At 35.3% G+C, this 16,994-nt stretch carries 13 protein-coding genes; 9 read left to right on the forward strand and 4 right to left on the reverse strand.

Annotated elements, in window-relative coordinates:
* Positions 1 to 7: 7 nt before the first annotated feature.
* The 7 genes from IEV50_RS01915 (at position 8) to IEV50_RS01945 (ending at position 11,008) form a co-directional block, all read left to right on the forward strand.
* The gene (locus tag IEV50_RS01915) at positions 8 to 2,452 is read left to right on the forward strand and encodes a TonB-dependent receptor (RefSeq protein ID WP_188411562.1); all 2,445 of its coding nucleotides are present in this window, start codon (positions 8 to 10) and stop codon (positions 2,450 to 2,452) included.
* A gap of 64 nt (positions 2,453 to 2,516) precedes the next feature.
* Entirely contained in the window at positions 2,517 to 3,227 is a 711-nt protein-coding gene (locus tag IEV50_RS01920; protein ID WP_188411563.1) for a DUF4198 domain-containing protein, read from the forward strand.
* Between the two features lie 20 nt (positions 3,228 to 3,247).
* Positions 3,248 to 4,462: a PepSY-associated TM helix domain-containing protein gene (locus IEV50_RS01925; protein WP_188411564.1), complete on the forward strand. Its 1,215-nt coding sequence runs from the start codon at positions 3,248 to 3,250 to the stop codon at positions 4,460 to 4,462.
* Between the two features lie 12 nt (positions 4,463 to 4,474).
* Complete coding sequence (locus IEV50_RS01930) at positions 4,475 to 5,392, forward strand: DUF6607 family protein (protein ID WP_188411565.1); 918 nt, start codon at positions 4,475 to 4,477, stop codon at positions 5,390 to 5,392.
* Positions 5,393 to 5,495: 103 nt separating this feature from the next.
* Positions 5,496 to 6,650 carry a M28 family metallopeptidase gene (locus tag IEV50_RS01935; RefSeq protein WP_188411566.1) on the forward strand — a complete coding sequence of 385 codons (1,155 nt, stop codon included), beginning with the start codon at positions 5,496 to 5,498 and terminating at the stop codon, positions 6,648 to 6,650.
* A gap of 178 nt (positions 6,651 to 6,828) precedes the next feature.
* The gene (locus IEV50_RS01940; protein WP_188411567.1) at positions 6,829 to 7,899 is read left to right on the forward strand and encodes a DUF5694 domain-containing protein; all 1,071 of its coding nucleotides are present in this window, start codon (positions 6,829 to 6,831) and stop codon (positions 7,897 to 7,899) included.
* Between the two features lie 328 nt (positions 7,900 to 8,227).
* Positions 8,228 to 11,008, forward strand: a complete 2,781-nt coding sequence (locus tag IEV50_RS01945) for an outer membrane beta-barrel protein (protein WP_188411568.1) — start codon at positions 8,228 to 8,230, stop codon at positions 11,006 to 11,008.
* Positions 11,009 to 11,071: 63 nt separating this feature from the next.
* Here the strand turns inward: IEV50_RS01945 and IEV50_RS01950 are convergent, their stop codons facing one another.
* The 3 genes from IEV50_RS01950 to IEV50_RS01960 all read right to left on the reverse strand — a co-directional run bounded on the left by IEV50_RS01950 (position 11,072) and on the right by IEV50_RS01960 (position 13,560).
* The gene (locus IEV50_RS01950) at positions 11,072 to 11,761 is read right to left on the reverse strand and encodes a class I SAM-dependent methyltransferase (RefSeq protein WP_188411569.1); all 690 of its coding nucleotides are present in this window, start codon (positions 11,759 to 11,761) and stop codon (positions 11,072 to 11,074) included.
* Positions 11,762 to 11,866: 105 nt separating this feature from the next.
* Positions 11,867 to 13,267, reverse strand: coding sequence for an MBL fold metallo-hydrolase RNA specificity domain-containing protein (locus IEV50_RS01955; protein WP_188411570.1), 1,401 nt, complete (start codon positions 13,265 to 13,267; stop codon positions 11,867 to 11,869).
* Positions 13,268 to 13,332: 65 nt separating this feature from the next.
* On the reverse strand, positions 13,333 to 13,560 hold the full coding sequence (locus IEV50_RS01960) for a YtxH domain-containing protein (RefSeq protein ID WP_123204884.1): 228 nt from the start codon (positions 13,558 to 13,560) through the stop codon (positions 13,333 to 13,335).
* 79 nt (positions 13,561 to 13,639) lie between these two features.
* On the opposite strand from IEV50_RS01960, the gene IEV50_RS01965 reads away from it, so the two are divergent.
* Positions 13,640 to 14,272 carry an HAD family hydrolase gene (locus tag IEV50_RS01965; RefSeq protein ID WP_188411571.1) on the forward strand — a complete coding sequence of 211 codons (633 nt, stop codon included), beginning with the start codon at positions 13,640 to 13,642 and terminating at the stop codon, positions 14,270 to 14,272.
* A gap of 87 nt (positions 14,273 to 14,359) precedes the next feature.
* Here the strand turns inward: IEV50_RS01965 and IEV50_RS01970 are convergent, their stop codons facing one another.
* Positions 14,360 to 15,964, reverse strand: coding sequence for a DUF6600 domain-containing protein (locus tag IEV50_RS01970; protein ID WP_188411572.1), 1,605 nt, complete (start codon positions 15,962 to 15,964; stop codon positions 14,360 to 14,362).
* A gap of 279 nt (positions 15,965 to 16,243) precedes the next feature.
* Here IEV50_RS01970 and IEV50_RS01975 point away from each other — a divergent pair, with 279 nt between their 5' ends.
* Positions 16,244 to 16,945 carry an SAM-dependent methyltransferase gene (locus IEV50_RS01975; RefSeq protein WP_188411573.1) on the forward strand — a complete coding sequence of 234 codons (702 nt, stop codon included), beginning with the start codon at positions 16,244 to 16,246 and terminating at the stop codon, positions 16,943 to 16,945.
* Positions 16,946 to 16,994: the final 49 nt, after the last annotated feature.

Raw genomic sequence — 16,994 nt, forward strand, 5'->3', positions numbered from 1 at the left:
TTTAGCCATGAAAAAATTAAAAAAATATACTTTAACAGTAGCGCTACTGTTGAGCTCGATCATTTCATTTGGGCAACAAACTTCGATAATTAGTGGGAAAGTTACTACTGCTGATGGCAAACCAGCACAATACCTATCTGTTGGATTAAAAGGAAAAGGAATTGGCAACATCACAAATGAAACGGGCTTTTATGAAATTCAAAAAGTTAAGCCAGGCTCATATATTTTAAAAGTATCGGGTGTTGGAATTCAAAATATGGAGAAAACCATTACTGTTATTGCCGGTGAAAATCAAACATCAAATTTTACGATTAGTGAAACCTCAAATCAGCTTAGCGATGTAAACATCAGTCAGAATAAGGCTAATAAATATGCGACTAAAAAAAGTGATTATGTTTCAAAAATGCCACTTAAAAATTTAGAAAACCCTCAGGTTTATACTACAATTACTAAAGAAACGCTTGCAGATCAATTGATTTTTTCTGTTGATGATGCAACCAGAAACGCAACAGGTATCCAAAAAATGTGGGAATCTACTTCCCGCGGTGGCGATGGAGGTGCATATTATGCATCAAGGGGATTTATTGTACAAGCAAAACTTAGAAATGGTTTAGCAGGTAGTGTTACCAGTCGGAATGATGCCGCAAATTTAGAAAGTGTAGAAATTATTAAAGGCCCATCAGCCACACTATTTGGAAGTACTTTAACCTCTTATGGTGGTTTAATAAACAGAGTAACCAAAAAACCCTTTGAAGGCATTGGTGGCGAAGTAAGTTATTCTGCCGGCAGCTTTGATTTTAACAGGGTTAGCACAGATTTTAATTTCCCGGTAGACAAATCAAATCATGTTTATGCCCGCTTAAATGCTTCGTACAATTACAAAGGTTCGTTTCAGGATAATGTATATGACAGGGGATTCTTTCTTGCCCCAAGCTTAGCCTACAAAGCGAATGATAAATTAGATTTCACATTTGATGCAGAAATCGCAAACGGAACAAACACTTTAAAACCTTTTGTTTTCTTTTACTTTCCTGTTGCTCAATTGGGTTTCGACAGAGCAGATCAAGCCGGTGTAAACTACAATAAATCTTTTATTGGCGATGGAATAAAGCAAAAATACAATAGCACAAACTTCTTTGCACAGGCAAATTATAAGTTTAACGATAACTGGTCATCACACACTAACTTTTCAAGCAGTTACAGTTTCTCTAATGGCCGAGGTTCTTATTTCTTTTTAGTTCCTAACAGCTTTTTTAATGCAGCTGCAGCTCCTGGTGCAGATAATTTATCAAGGGCAGATCAATCTACCGATAACAGCAAAATATACACCTATGAGGTACAACAAAATTTTAACGGAACATTTAATTTAGGTTCTGTTAAAAACAGGGTTGTAATTGGATTAGATTATTTACGTCAGAATTCTGATCAGTTGTTTTATTCAATCAACACATTCGATATTACCAATAAAAATGGTAACGATCCTAATTACAATAATTTTACGGAAACAAATTTGGCCGCCTTTTATGCCGCTAATGCAAATGATCCGAACGTAGTTTTTAATTATCCACTTAATTATAAATCGAATACTTATAGTGCCTACGCTTCTGATGTGATTAATTTATCTGAAAAACTTATTGCATTAGCGGCTTTGCGAGTGGATAGGTTTGACAATAAAGGTAATTCTAATCGTGCAGGTGTCGCACCCACCGGAGCATATAAACAAACTGTTTTCTCACCAAAATTTGGTTTGGTTTATCAACTGGTTAAAGATCAACTTTCCTTATTTGCCAATTATCAAAATGGCTTCAATAATATAAATGGCATCGATTATCAGGGCAATACATTTAAACCTGAGCAAGCCAATCAATTTGAAGGTGGTGTTAAAGTTAGTGCATTTGGTGATAGACTTACAGGTACAGTTTCTTACTACGATATTAAAGTTAAAGATATTGTTAGAGGCTACAATAGTGATCCTTTAAATCCAAACGCTCAAATTCAGGACGGAAATAAATTAAGCAAAGGTATAGAAGCAGAAATTATTGCAAATCCGGTTAATGGCTTAAATATTATTGCTGGTTTTGCTTATAATGATAATCATTTACAAAATGCTTCTCCAGATGTTGAAGGCAGAAGAGACGCTTATTCTGCAGCACCATATTCGGCAAATGTTTGGGTGAGCTACAAATTTTCGAACAATGCATTGAAAGGATTTGGTTTCGGTGCCGGTGGTAATTATGCTAGCGATAATAAGATTTTGAACAGCGTTAGTCAGGGTGTATTTATCCTCCCGGCTTACCAAGTATTTAATGCATCCGTATTTTATGACCACCAAAAATTTAGAATTGGTGCAAAGGTTGACAACTTTACCAACGAAAGATATTGGACAGGATATGGTACCATGAATCCTCAAGATTTAAGAAGCTTTACCGGAAGTATCACCTATAAATTTTAATCAATCGCCAGTAAAAACTTATAAGATGGTTTTTACTGGCTTTAAATCATTAAACTAAAATATCATGAAAACTAAATTATCCCTATTATTTTTCTTCCTTGCATTTAGCATAACAAGTGCTTTTGCACATGCTTTATGGATTGAAACAACAGCAAACGGCAAAAAAGGACAAGCACAAGAAGTTAAAATTTACTTTGGCGAATATGAAGCCAACGAACCAGATTCTGCAATAAAATGGTTTAGCAACTTAAAACAATTCAAATTGGTTTTAACTGCACCAAACGGAACTACAAAAGTTTTATCTACCTCGCCCGATGTTCATTTCTACAAAGCAAGTTTTACTCCTGAACAAAATGGCACTTACAAATTATCAGTTGTACATGAGGTAGCTGATATATACGATAAAGCTAAAATCGAGTATTACGCTTTTGCAGATGTAGCCGTTGGAAGTACTAAAATTAATACTTCATTCCCTATTGAAGCAGCTTTAACCATTAGACCAGAAAAGCATGTTTTAAAACAAGGACAATCTGCGGTTTATCAAGTAATCTACAGTAAAACTCCTTTCGCCAAGCAAAAAATTACACTGGTAAACGCAGAAAGAAAAGCAATTCCAACAGAAACTGATGCTGATGGTAAATTCACATTTAAGCCATCACAAAAAGGAAATTATTTTTTCGAGGCTTATAAAGAAGATAAAACTGCCGGACAATCAAATGGAAAAGATTACGAAAAAGTTTGGCATTTAGCAACCTATACAACTCAGGTAAACTAATATAATTTATTAAAATCCAAATGGCACAAACCAAACCAATACAGAAGAAACCAAAGAAATCGCGGATTAGAAAAATCAGCGATTGGCTGCATTTATGGCTTGGTATTGCATCTGGCCTGGTTGTTTTCCATTTGGGTATAACGGGTTGCATTTTTGCTTTTCAAAAAGAGATAACAGAATTTATTCATAAGAAAGAAATTTTTGTTGACGTTCCTGCAAAAACACAAACTAAACCTTTAAGCGTTTTAAAAGCAACTGCAGAGAAAGCCTTAGGCGGAAATAAAAAAATATCATTCATAACTACTTACAAACAACCAAATAAAGCCTGGGAATTTGGTGCTTTTAAAGCTGGCGATCCTAAAGCATTTTGGTATTTCGATTCTATAGACTATTACGACTTGGTACTCATTAATCCTTACAATGGTAAGGTTACTTTGGTGGCAGATCACAAATATGAATTTTTTGCTATCATAAAAATGCTTCACTGGAGTTTCCTAATCAACCATCCCATTGGGCAGCAAATTATAGGTTGGGCAACATTGATTTTTGTATTCTTGCTTATTTCCGGCATAGTAATGTGGTGGCCAAAAAACCTTAAAAAATCGAACTTCGATAAAAGCTTTAAAGTAAAATGGAGCGCAAAATTTAAACGGATTAATTACGATTTACATAATGTTTTAGGATTTTATGTGATGATAATTTGCTTAATGCTGGCACTTACAGGCATGGTTTGGGCTTTTAAATGGTTTCAAACAACCATTTATGTAGTCGCATCTAGAAGCATAACGCCTCCTGCCCGTGTTAATGTAGAATCAGACTCAACGAAATCAATTTCTGCTATTCCTTTTGATATTGCCTTTGAAACTGCAAAAGAACAATTTAAGGAATTTGATAGAATTGGGATGTCTCCGGCTGGCCCTGGCAAGGCTACAATTTATGCTACTGGATATCATGGCAATGAAACCTACTGGAATTTCGATGTAATACAATTCGATCAATATTGTGGAAAATTATTGCATCGCAAAACTCAAACTGATAAAAATGCAGGAGAGGCTTTAATCGGTATGAACTACGATATCCATGTAGGTGCGATTTTAGGCTTACCAGGTAAAATTTTGGCATTCTTTGCCAGTTTCATTGCGGCAAGCTTACCCATAACTGGTTTCATTATTTGGTGGGGCAAAAAGAAGAAAAAGAAAAATCACGCAGCTGTAGAACATAACATGAAATCTTAAAATTAACATATAATGAAAATTTTCAACTTAATATTTTTACTCGCAGGACTTGTTTCCAGCAGTATACATGCTCAAGACAAATTAGAGCAAGACAGGAAAGCAATTAAATCGCTTGCTGGTTTCTATAAAGTAAATTTCAATTATGGCGAAGTCACTTCTCCAAATCCTGATTATGAATTTAGTAAGCCATACAAAAGCCATGGTAAGGAGTGGGCACAAATAATTGTTGATGAGCCAAGAAGAATTGTTATTCAACATATACTAGCAATTAATGATTCAACCGTTATTAAGCATTGGCGCCAGGATTGGACTTATGAAGACACCGATATTATGCTTTATACTCAAGATAATACTTGGAAAAAAGGCAATTTAACTGCTGCTGATGTAAAAGGAAAATGGACCCAAAAAGTTTATCAGGTTGATGATAGCCCACGTTACCAGGGTTACGGTATCTGGAGCCATGTGGGCGGCCACGATTCATGGTCGAGTGAAACCGATTCTCCATTGCCTAGACGAGAATCAACCGTTCGTAAAGATTATAATGTTTTAATCCGCGGAAGCAGAATTTCCATTACCAAAGATGGTTGGATGTTTGAGCAAGATAATAAAAAAACACTTCGTACACCCGAAGGCGATAAAGTAATTGCTGTAGAAAAAGGTTATGAAGAATTTACTAAGATAGACCCTAAAGTTTTTGCCTATGCTCAAAAATGGTGGAATAGCCAAAATACCTATTGGGCAGATGTACGTAACGTATGGACGGATGTAATTGGCTCCACCGATACCGTTAAAGTAAAAACGATGGCTAATGGCAAATTGCTTTACGAAACACTTTTCACACTTGGCGACCAATCTATCAAAGAAAAATGGTCTGCCTCACAAAATAAAGAAAAAATCAAAACAGCCTTACAGCCATATCTTGCAAAATAGTAATTTGATAATTGTATCCATTGAAAAGCCGGTTAATTTAAATGTTGACCGGCTTTTCTTTTTAATTTGATTTTGTAATTGTTACAATGCTTAAATTTGAGCCATGCAAATTTTATCCTTTAAAAAATTTAGTTTATTAGTGCTTCTAATGTATTCTTTAAATGGTTTCGCACAAGATTCTGTTTATGTAAGGCAAACGATTAAGCAACTAACATCCAAAACATTTTGGGGAAGAGGTTATACTAAGGATGGAATGGCAAAAGCGGCCAACTTCTTATCTGCTGAATATAAAAAAATTGGCCTTCTACCATTTCAAGGAGATTATAAGCAATCTTTCAATTATCCTGTAAATACGTTTCCCGGGAAAATGCTGGTTATAATTAATGGAAAAAAACTAATACCCGGGAAAGATTTTATCATCAACAATGAAAGCCCTTCTTTGAAAAAACAAGCTACTGTTGATAAGATAGATTCAGTTAATTACAAGACTGGTTTAAATCTTCAGATTGTGTTAAAAGATAAGCTTACCTGGTCGGTAGCTACAGAAGTTGCTGATAAAACCATTATTCAAATCAATAAGAAAACATTTGCAGAAATTCCAAAAACGATTAATGTTGATATAGAAAATAAATTTATTCCTGATTTTAAAGCCTCCAACATATGCGGTTTTGTAAAAGGTACAAAATATCCAGATTCGGTATTGTTGATAACCGCTCACTACGATCATTTAGGCGGAATGGGAAATGACACCTATTTCCCCGGCGCAAATGATAATGCAGCAGGCGTAGCAACACTGTTAAGTTTAGCAAAGTATTATGCCGCAAATCCACAGCCTTATTCGGTTGGTTTTATTTGTTTTGCCGGCGAAGAAGTGGGCTTGCTTGGTTCAAAATATTTTACTGAAAACCCATTACTGCCGCTAAGTACCATTAAGTTTTTGATAAATCTTGATTTGGTTGGTACGGGCGAAAGTGGAATGACAGTTGTAAATGCTAGTGTTTATCCTAAAGCGTTTTCAATTTTAAATCACATTAATGCTGAGCAGAAGTTAATTACTAAAATTAATTCGAGAGGTAAGGCAGCAAACAGCGACCATTATTTTTTTACCGAAAAAGGTGTTCCTGCTTTCTTTTTCTATACTCAAGGAGGAATTTCCGCCTACCATGATGTATTTGATAAAGCTGAAACGTTGCCGTTAACCGAGTATAACGACTTATTTAAACTGATAATATCTTTTAATAAAAAGATGATGGAATAGTCCTAGTTTTTAGGACGAAAGCTTTGAATCTAAGTATAAACATGGGATTTAGAGTTATCAAAGATTTAAATCTATTTCTATTTATTGGGATAATATTTAAACCCGTTGGGATAATTAAATTTAACACCCGCCTTTGTATAATCATCTTTGAATCAACAAATCAAAAACAAGATTCATTATGAAAACCATACAAAAACTTAGCCTAGCATTTTTATTCTTTATCGCTTTAGCTGTAAAGTCATATGCTCAAATTGAAATTGTGATTGTCGCATCAAGTCACGATAATTCTAAATCCAATCAAAATTTTCAGGCTGTTATAGATAAGTTAAAAAACTTTAAACCTGATATGGTTTTTGGTGAATACTTGCCAGCAGAAGATTATCCCAAAATCGAAGATGATAATTGGGCTAAAGAGGCTTTCCAAAAAAAAGTAAATTATGTTAATCGCTTAAACCCCGAAACGCCAAAGAATATTCCATCCCTAATAAAAAGGAATCAAAAGGCATTAGCATCATTTGCATTCTACCACAAAACCAGAATGAACTTAGCGCTAGAATACGCCAAAATTTGGGATAGAGGAAATTTCGATTATCAAATGTTTGTGTTAGAAAACATCATGAAGCCAAAATTCGGCAAAGAAGAACTGGAGGAGTACAATATAATGTTTGGAAGCACCGATTCCTTAAAAAAATTGGGTATTAACAGACCAGGAAGCGAATACAACAAAATATATTTTCCGCTAATATATCAGCTTGGTCAAAATCAAATTTACAATATGGATTGCCAAGCTTATGATAAACCTTGGAGCGTTGCCTGGGCGAAAACTGATTCTCTTTTTAAAATTATGGCAACAAAAGCAAAAGCCGATTCTTTATCGCCAGAGGGCAAAACTATGAGTGCCATTGATAAATATTGGGGCTTTAATCCTGAAGAAGCTAAACAATTTAATGCCGACCAATATGCAGGCATGAATACCGCAAAATACGGAGCGTTAATAGAAGCCTGGAATTTTTACGGTGGACGCAAATTTTATGGATACGCAGGTTTCCCAACCGAAACTGTTAAAGAAATGGTGGCGCAGTGGACTTTAAGGAACGAAGGCATGTGCAAAAACATTATCGAGCAAGCAAGGGCAAGAAATGCTAAAAGAGTAATAGTTGGTGTTGGCGCAGGGCACCGAACCTGGATGGAAGAAATTTTAGCCAAAAATAAAAACGTAAAAATTGTGAATTATAACGACTTGAAATAGAGTGCTACGCTAAAGACAATCTTTTGGGAAAACAACTTATCAAATGACTGATAAATCTAAACTAACAACTATTCCTCCATCACAAAAATGATGGGGGTTTTTATTTATGTAATTTTCTTGTTGCCCGTTGCAATTATATCACTCCAAAACTATCTTTACCTAAAAGTTTAGTTAATTTTTAATTTTAATGCAACATCCTGATATTAAAATTGTCTTCTTTTTGAAATGTGGGAATAAGATAAATTTCATCACAGTCAAAAACCCGTTCATCACATTAAAATAATTGATAAAACCCAACTCAGTATACTTGCCAACAAACCAACATTTTATGAAGAAACTTTTCTCGATCCTAACTTTGCTTCTTATCTCAATAGCAATTTTTGCACAAAAAAATGGTAGCATTAGTGGCATCCTGGCCGATAGTGCAAACCATAAAACCACGCTAAATTATTCAACGGTTTCAGTTTATAAAGTTGGGGATAGTGTATTAACAACATACAAATTATCTGATGATAAGGGTATTTTCAAAATTAATAACCTGCTAACCGGAATAAAATATAGATTGGTTATAACTGCCTGGCAATATGGAACATATCGCAAAGAAATCGAATTAACAGCTGATAAGCCAACAGTAAACTTAGGCACAATTTATCTATCAACAAAAGCTAACGATTTAAATGAAGTAAACATCATTGCAGAAAGACCGCCAGTTATCGTTCGGAAAGATACAATTGAGTTTAATGCAGAATCTTTTAAAACATTGCCATCAGCAGTAGTAGAAGATTTATTAAAAAAGCTACCAGGAGTTGCTATAGCCGCCGATGGCTCTATCCAGGTTAATGGCAAAACAGTAAGCAAAATTTTGGTTGATGGAAAGGAATTTTTTGGCGGCGACCAACAAATTGCTACAAAGAACTTACCCGCAAATATTATAGATAAAGTTCAGGTGATGGATGATAAAGATGCAAAACGAGCCGACCCTGATTTGCTTGCTGTAAACACACCTCAAGTAATAAATCTTAAACTTAAAAAAGCAATTAAGCAGGGTGCATTTGGAAAACTATATGGAGGCGTTGGAATACCAAATGGTCGTTATGAAGCTGGAGGAATAATGAATTTTTTTAGAGATACAACTCAGGTTAGTATTTTGGGTTATGGCAATAACGTTAACAAACCTGGCTTTGCTATAAGTGACATTATGAGAATTGGCGGCATGCAACGCACTGGCGTAAATTCGATTATGATTAATAGCGATGGGGGATATGCACTTAATGGTATAAGTTTCGGCGGCACTGCAAGTGGTATACAAAAATCGGCAGGTGCTGGTGCAAACTTTAATACGCTAACTAAAAAAGGAGCCAAATTAAACTTAAAATACTTTTTTGGCTTAAGCAATCAAGAAAATATTACACTTACAGATAGCAGGCAAAGTTTAGGAACAGGTGATTTATTATTATCAACCAACCAGAATCAAATAAATAAAGGATACAATCACAGTATTAGTGGACGTGGAGAATTTAAGCTGGATAGCTTGAACCAGCTTATTATTTCGCCATCGGTTAATATAAATAATACAAGAAATAATGCCTTACTCCTTACCGAAACCCGAAATGTAAATGAAGTTAAATTAAATGATGGCTATAATGAATCGAGAACTGTTGGTGATAATATTGATTACCAGATATCGACAAATTTCTGGAAAGATTTTAGAAAAAGCAAAGGTAGCCTGAACGCAACCTTAAACTTAACCAAAAAGAATAATCTTACTGATTATTATAACAATACAATTAGTAACTTTTACATTCCAAATTCTACTCAGGTATTGGATCAGTTGCGAGATATTAACATCAAAAACCAGGGTATATACTTAAGTTTAAACTTTACAAGAAACCTCACAAAAAAACTCAGTTTAACGTTTGCCACAAACGGAAATTATTTACATAATGAAAATGCATTAGTAACTTTCTACAAAGATCCGAACAATCAGGCTTATGATATTGCAATACTTACGCTTTCGCAAACTGTAAATCAAGAAGGCTACAAAACTAATAATCGTGCCTCGCTAAAGTGGAAATTGACTAAAGACTTTACCATACAGCCAGGTTTAGTTTTCAATACCATTGATTTAGAAAATAGCTTTACAAGTTACCCATCGTTTAATCAAAACTTTAAGTTTTTTGCGCCATCTGCAAATATTCGTTTTAAAGATTTCAGTATTGATTATACCCCAAGTTTTCGCGAACCGGATGTTAATTATATTCAGCCCGTTGCAAATAATACCAATCCATTATATGTTCAGAATGGAAACCCAAATTTAGCACCCACAAAAACCCATCAAATTTATTTAAACTTATATAAGTATGATGTAAAGCGTACACTTAATTATAATGCTTATGGTAATGCCAGCATAGATAATGATGCGGTAATTATGGCAAGAACTATTGCTCCAAATGGGTTACAAACTTCTACACCGATAAATGTTGATGGCATAATAAGATTAAACGCTGGCTTAAATTTTAGTAAAGATATTAAGCAGGATAAGAGACAGGTTACTATTGGTACAGGTTTTTACACAAACTTTACCAGAAATCTCGTGCTTGTAAACGATATACGAAGCTATGCCAAAATTTTAAGTTTTAGCCCGAGAGTGAGTGGTAAATTAAACTTGAATGATAAATTAGAGATTTCTACCAGCTATAATTTAGGCATAAATAGCAGCAGGTACGACGATAGCTATTTTACCAGTATAAACTATTTTACCCATCTAAGCGAAAGCGAGCTAATAATACGTTTACCTAAAAAATTGGTTTGGGAAACAACCTATCGCATAAATTATAATACCCAAACGGTTGCTGGTTTTAATAATAAAATTCAAATCTGGAATGCCGGTTTAACATATCTATTCATGAAAAATGATAGAGCTCAACTAAAGTTTTCTGTTAATGATATTTTGAATACCAATACCAGAAGATATGTATCAATTACTGAAAACTCAATCCGCGATGCTCGCTATAATAATTTAGGTAGGTATTCAATGTTTACTTTTACATACAACATTCAAAACTTCGGGGGCAAAGTTGGAGGGAAAGACACCTTTTTTAGGTTTTAGAAATAGGCAGATCAGACTTACTAAGTTTCTAACAGAATTAGCTATTTGAACTTCGTAACTCTACTAGTGGAATTTCAAAGTCAATCTCACCAAATATTGGTCTTCATCATCATCAAAAATGACTTCACTTTTCCATCCGGTTTCTGAAGCAATTGTATCTATTGTTTCTACATCAACATATAACCAATCAAACCAATCGCCTTTTTCGCCTTTGTATTCATATTGATAAGAAACTTCACCAAAATATTTATCTTCAGGTTTTTCCAAATCATCGTACAAATAAGAGATGTCTGAAGTATCGAAAAGTACTTGTCCGCCAGGATTTAACAAACTTTTAAGCTTGATTAAAAAATCCTTAAACCCCGATAATGTTCCCGTTAAACCGATGCCGTTCATGAGCATTAAAATGCTATCGAATTTAGCGTCTAAAGTGAAAACATCTTGTAAAAGTGCATTTTTAACACCTCTATCTTTCATGATATCAACCGCAGCTTTTGAAACATCGATTGCAGTAACATCCACGTTAAACGCCTGCAAAACTAAAGCATGGCTTCCAACACCGGCACCAATATCTAAAACTTTTCCTTCACACATTTGCAATGCCTGAAGTTCCATAACAGGCATATCTTCATCGTCACGAAAGAAAAAATCAACAGGCATTTCTTCTGGTTCACCGTAAGAATTATTTAACCAAAGTACCTCAGCTTCGCCGGTTTTATAGAAATCTGTTAAAGCTTTGCCAAAAACATCCATGGTTCCAAAGATAGGGATGAAAGACTAAAGCTAAAAGAATAAAGAACAAAGATTAAAGACCAAAGATAACGTTAAGCATTATCCTAATTCTCCTTCGGAAACGGCTTAGGTGAGGCTAAATTCTTGATGATATTCTGGAATCGCTACATTTTTAAACCCATGATTTTTTAAGCGTTCAGCAAATTTCTGTTGTACCTCGAATTCACCATGAACCAAAAATAATTGCTTAACTTTTTTAGGATCCTGACCGGATAAAAACTGCAATAAATCTTCATAATCGCCATGAGCACTCATCGATTTTATAGAACGTACTTCAGCTTTTACTTCATAATCATCATGGAATATATCAACAACTTTTTGTCCGGCAATTAAGCGGCCACCTAAAGATGAAGGTTCGCAATAACCAACCATTAAGATGGTATTTTTATAATTACTGATGTTATTACGAATGTGATGCTTTACCCTACCGGCTTCTGCCATTCCAGATGCTGAAATAATTACACAAGGGCGAAGATCATTATTTAAAGCTTTCGATTCTTCAACAGACTCTACGAAACGTAATCCTTTAAACCCAAAAATATCATGGTCTATTTTTAAAGTTTCTTTAACCCCATTATTGTAAACTTCTGGGTGATTTCTTAAAATTTCGGTAGCCTTAGATGATAGTGGACTATCAACATAATAAAGGACATCTGGTAATTTACCTTTCAACTCTAACCCGTTAAGCGCATATAAGAGTTCCTGCGTTCGCCCAACACTAAATGCAGGAATAATTACTTTACCTTTTTTAACATTACAGGTGTTTTCGATTATTTCGAGCAGCATATCTTCAATCGGATCTAAATCTTTATGCAGCGAATCGCCATAAGTAGATTCTAATAATATATAATCAGCCTGATCGAATTGTTGTGGGCTTTTGAGTAATAAATCACCATAACGACCAACATCGCCACTAAAAGTGATGTGAGTAGGTTTATTATTTTCTGTAATTGTTAAATGCACTGCCGCACTACCTAAAATATGCCCGGCATCAGTAAATTTCAATTTAATACCAGGCTCAATTTCAAAATCTTTCTCGTATTCAACAATTTTCATCTGACCAACCGTTTTAGTTACATCTTCATCGGTATAAAGTGGCTCTTCTTTCTCCTCACCAGGCTTTAAGTGTCGGTTTGAAAATTCGGCATCCTGCATTTGTATTTTTGCAGAATCCATCATTAGAATGCGAGCTAAATCCATCGTTGCTGAAGTACAAAAGATTTTTCCATCAAAGCCTTCTCCCACTAATCTGGGCAGTAATCCACAATGATCGATATGGGCATGAGATAAAATAAGGTAGGTAACCTTCTTGGCATCGAAACCGAAATAGCTGTTTAGCTTACTAGTAATGCTACCCATGCCCTGAAAAAGGCCACAATCTAATAAAATTTGAGTTTCGTTGTTGAGCGTTATAAGGTGCTTACTTCCCGTAACTGTTCGGGCAGCACCATGAAAAGAAATTTTCATTTTTAAATGGTTAGAAATTATAATTGAATAAAAATGCCGGAATTATCCGGCATCTCCAATTATTTTTAAGCTTTTATATCAGCTATTTTATCTTTTACCTTATCTGCTACGCCAGATGCTTTATCAGCAAGACCTGCTAGCTTATCTTTTGATGAATCTAAAATGTCGCTTAACCAATCGGATACTTTTCCTTTTAAATCATCAGTAGAATCTGAAGATAATGCTAATGCAATTGTTGCTCCTAATGCCGCTCCGGCTAATACACCAACTATAATTTTTGTTTCCTTTGTCATAACTTTATTTTTTTTAATTAATAAACATAAATAAGCTCTTGCTGTTTTATTTTTTTAACAATACAAAAACCAGTCCATAATGAAAAGCATTTTTTTTATTGATTTAGATAATACCATCTATTTTACAAAACCCAACGAGGAACAACTTATGGGTGGATTATATAATGTTTTGGATAAACAAGATCTGGGGATTTCCGAGCAATTATATCTTTTGGCAAAGAAAGATATGTTGAGAATGCCTTTCCAAAAAGTTGCAGAAAAATATGGATTTAAACAAGTTGCGATTGATAATGCAATAGATTTTTTAATTACGGGCGAAGTGACCAAACCCTTAACGCCCAGTAAAGATTATCATTATATAAAATCGTTAAGAGGACGTAAATTTATTGTAACAGCAGGGTTTTTAAAAAAGCAAACTACTAAAGTTAAAATGCTTGGCATTGAAGATGATTTTGAAGAAGTTTATGTTGTTGATGTTACAGCATCTGACGAAAACAAAAAAGATGCTTTTGAAGCGCTAATTGGTAAATACGGCTTAAATACAGAAGAAATATTAGTCATTGGTGATGATGCAGAATCAGAGATAAAATTTGGGCTGGAATTAGGATTAACCACATTTTTGTTAGATCCTGAAAACCTGCACCCAGATGCTGAAACTACTTTTAGAGGAAAAGATTTTAGCAATTTACAGCAGGCTGCTGGTCAAGTTTAATATTGTAAGAAAACGATATTGTAAGGCATTTACACTTAAAATAAAAAGTCCCGATTTTAGTCGGGACTTTAATTTTTTTAATTCATTTTATCTTCCGCCTCTACCAGGCCTTCCACCTTCTGAACTTCTTTCTCCACCACGACTTTGTTGTTGAGGAGGTGCTTGCTGCCTAGCTTCAGCCGGGCGTTCTGCTCTTTGCTGACGCTGTTGTTGCATTTGTTCACGCTGTTGAGATTGTTGAGCTCTTTGTTGCTGAGCCTGCTCATTACGCTGTTGCTGCATTTGCTGTGAACGCTCTTGTTGTTGTTGACGTTGTTGATCTGCCTGTTGAGAACGTTGAGCTCTTTGTTGTTCCATTTGAGCTGAACGTTGTTGCTGAGCTTGTTGATCGCGTTGAACCCTTTGCTGCTCCATTTGAGCTGAACGTTGCTGTTGCATTTGCTGGCGTTGCTGATCGGCTTGTTGAGTACGTTGTTGCTGACCCTGAACATCGCGTTGGGTGCGTTGCTCACCCTGACTCATTCTATCCTGCTGATTTCTTTGTTGCATCTGCTGAATACGTTGTTGATCACGGTTACCTTGCTCTTGAGTACGCTCACCTTGTCTATTTCTCTGCTCAGCAGAACCCAAATTTTGGTTTGCACGATCGCCTCTTCCATTTGCATCACGGTTGTAAACATCTCCCCTATTATTTTGCTGATTACTATTATCCCTGCGATTGTCTACATTTCCATTTTCACCTCTGTTTGGTTGAGCCATTCGGTTGTTATCATTTCGCTGCTGGCCAATTCTATTATCATTATTATTTCCACCACCTCTCTGATCACGATTCGAGTAGCTGTTATCTCCTCTTCCGTTTCTATTAAAGCCTGCATTTCCTTGCTCAAATTTTCTAGGCGCAGCACTGCGATTATCAACTGTTCCTCGTTCTGGTCTTGGCCTATATATAGAAACCGATCTGTTATCAATTCTACTTGCCCCTGGTCTATTACTTTGAGCATACCTGTAAACTGTTACATTGCGATTTGTTGCACGTCTGATATCTTCTACTCTCGGACCACCATAATAACTTCTTCTATTGTAAACATAAGTATTGTTAATAATCGTTGTGTTGCGGATGTAAACATTATTACGCCCATAGTCATACCTTGGAAAGGTATTAATATAAATACTTGCCTGAGGGATAAAATTCCAGCAGAATTCTGGTACTACATAACGGCGACCAAAACTTAAATTTATATTTATACTCGGAGCCATAGGTGCCCAGCCGTACTGTCCATCACCACTTCTCCAATCTACCCAGGCTGGTCCCCAGTTGGTATCTGGTAACCAAATCCATTGCCTGTAACTATTAATTACCCAACGGCCGTAGTGGAACGGTGCCCAACCCCAGTTATAATTAGAAACCCAAGTATTGCCATATTCTGTCATTGCCCAACGACCATTAGTATAGTAAGGGCGAAATTCATTCTGATCTACATCAGGACGCCAAACATAACCATACTGTGGATCCTGAATCCAGGTACCATAGGGCGAAAGTTCATCGTAAAATGTTTGAAGAGAAACATTACCGGTGTTGTAACCATCATCCTGGTAATTTTCTTCGTAGCCTTGTGCCCTGGCTAAGGTTGTGGTTCCGGCAAGGAGCGCAAAAAGCCCCAGCACAAGTGCCGTAGTTTTCAGTGTTTTCATTTGTGTATTTATATTTAATAACCTAACATGCGTGTATCAATTAGAGAACCAAAATTATTGATGGTTTAATATGCAAGCATAGTTTCTTTCATTTCATCGAATTATTGCAATACAAGGCATATTTAACTATTATTTAACGTTTTACACCTCATATAATTGTGCAGAAAACAAGTCAATTAAAAATAAAATTTGCTACAACATTGGTTACAAAAGAGATTATATTGTACAGTTATTAAACTTTAGAACTTAAATTCTATTAATTGTAAGTATTTTTGTGACATGCAAAACGGCACATTATATTTAATCCCTGTACCTCTGGCAGAAGAGGTAGCCCACAAAACCTTCACACCATATCTGGTTGAGACGATAAATCAAATTGACACATACATTGTAGAAAATAGTAAAACAGCCCGTAGATTTTTAAAAGAAGCGGGTTTAAAAACTCCTCAGAAAGATTTAATTGTTCATGATTACGGCAAGCACAATAGAACCGACTTAGGTCAGTTTTTTACAGAACTTAAAGCTGGTAAAGATGTTGGATTAATGAGTGAGGCAGGTTGCCCGGGCATTGCAGATCCTGGTGCCGATATTGTGGCCGAGGCACACAAACGCAATATAAAGGTAGTACCACTAGTTGGTCCGAGTTCTATTCTTTTAGCTTTAATGGCTTCAGGTTTTAACGGACAAAGTTTTGCATTTTGGGGCTACTTGCCAATTGATAAAGAACAACGTACCAAACGCATTAAAGATTTAGATTTATCGGCAAGCAGATACAAGCAAACCCAGATTTTTATTGAAACACCTTTTCGTAATAATCAAATGCTCGAAGAAGTTTTAAAAAGTTGCAACCCTAAAACACAACTTTGCATTGCTTGCAATTTAACCGCTGAAGATGAATTTATAAAAACGCAAAGCATTTATAACTGGCGTAAAGAAGAGATAGATTTGCATAAAAAGCCAGCAATATTTTTGTTGTATTAATCATTATACGCTATCTAAAACCTATGAGGCTTACTCATAAAAGTTTAAA

This window comes from Pedobacter mendelii (assembly GCF_014635725.1).
Classification (GTDB): domain Bacteria; phylum Bacteroidota; class Bacteroidia; order Sphingobacteriales; family Sphingobacteriaceae; genus Pedobacter; species Pedobacter mendelii.

Excerpts from the sequence above, each read along its gene's own strand:
- IEV50_RS01950 (WP_188411569.1), bottom strand. The coding sequence starts at position 11,761 with ATGGATGTTTTTGGCAAAGCTTTAACAGATTTCTATAAAACCGGCGAA.
- IEV50_RS01925 (WP_188411564.1), top strand. The coding sequence starts at position 3,248 with ATGGCACAAACCAAACCAATACAGAAGAAACCAAAGAAATCGCGGATT.
- IEV50_RS01970 (WP_188411572.1), bottom strand. The coding sequence starts at position 15,964 with ATGAAAACACTGAAAACTACGGCACTTGTGCTGGGGCTTTTTGCGCTC.
- IEV50_RS01945 (WP_188411568.1), top strand. The coding sequence starts at position 8,228 with ATGAAGAAACTTTTCTCGATCCTAACTTTGCTTCTTATCTCAATAGCA.
- IEV50_RS01955 (WP_188411570.1), bottom strand. The coding sequence starts at position 13,267 with ATGAAAATTTCTTTTCATGGTGCTGCCCGAACAGTTACGGGAAGTAAG.
- IEV50_RS01965 (WP_188411571.1), top strand. The coding sequence starts at position 13,640 with ATGAAAAGCATTTTTTTTATTGATTTAGATAATACCATCTATTTTACA.
- IEV50_RS01940 (WP_188411567.1), top strand. The coding sequence starts at position 6,829 with ATGAAAACCATACAAAAACTTAGCCTAGCATTTTTATTCTTTATCGCT.
- IEV50_RS01930 (WP_188411565.1), top strand. The coding sequence starts at position 4,475 with ATGAAAATTTTCAACTTAATATTTTTACTCGCAGGACTTGTTTCCAGC.
- IEV50_RS01960 (WP_123204884.1), bottom strand. The coding sequence starts at position 13,560 with ATGACAAAGGAAACAAAAATTATAGTTGGTGTATTAGCCGGAGCGGCA.
- IEV50_RS01975 (WP_188411573.1), top strand. The coding sequence starts at position 16,244 with ATGCAAAACGGCACATTATATTTAATCCCTGTACCTCTGGCAGAAGAG.
- IEV50_RS01915 (WP_188411562.1), top strand. The coding sequence starts at position 8 with ATGAAAAAATTAAAAAAATATACTTTAACAGTAGCGCTACTGTTGAGC.
- IEV50_RS01935 (WP_188411566.1), top strand. The coding sequence starts at position 5,496 with ATGCAAATTTTATCCTTTAAAAAATTTAGTTTATTAGTGCTTCTAATG.
- IEV50_RS01920 (WP_188411563.1), top strand. The coding sequence starts at position 2,517 with ATGAAAACTAAATTATCCCTATTATTTTTCTTCCTTGCATTTAGCATA.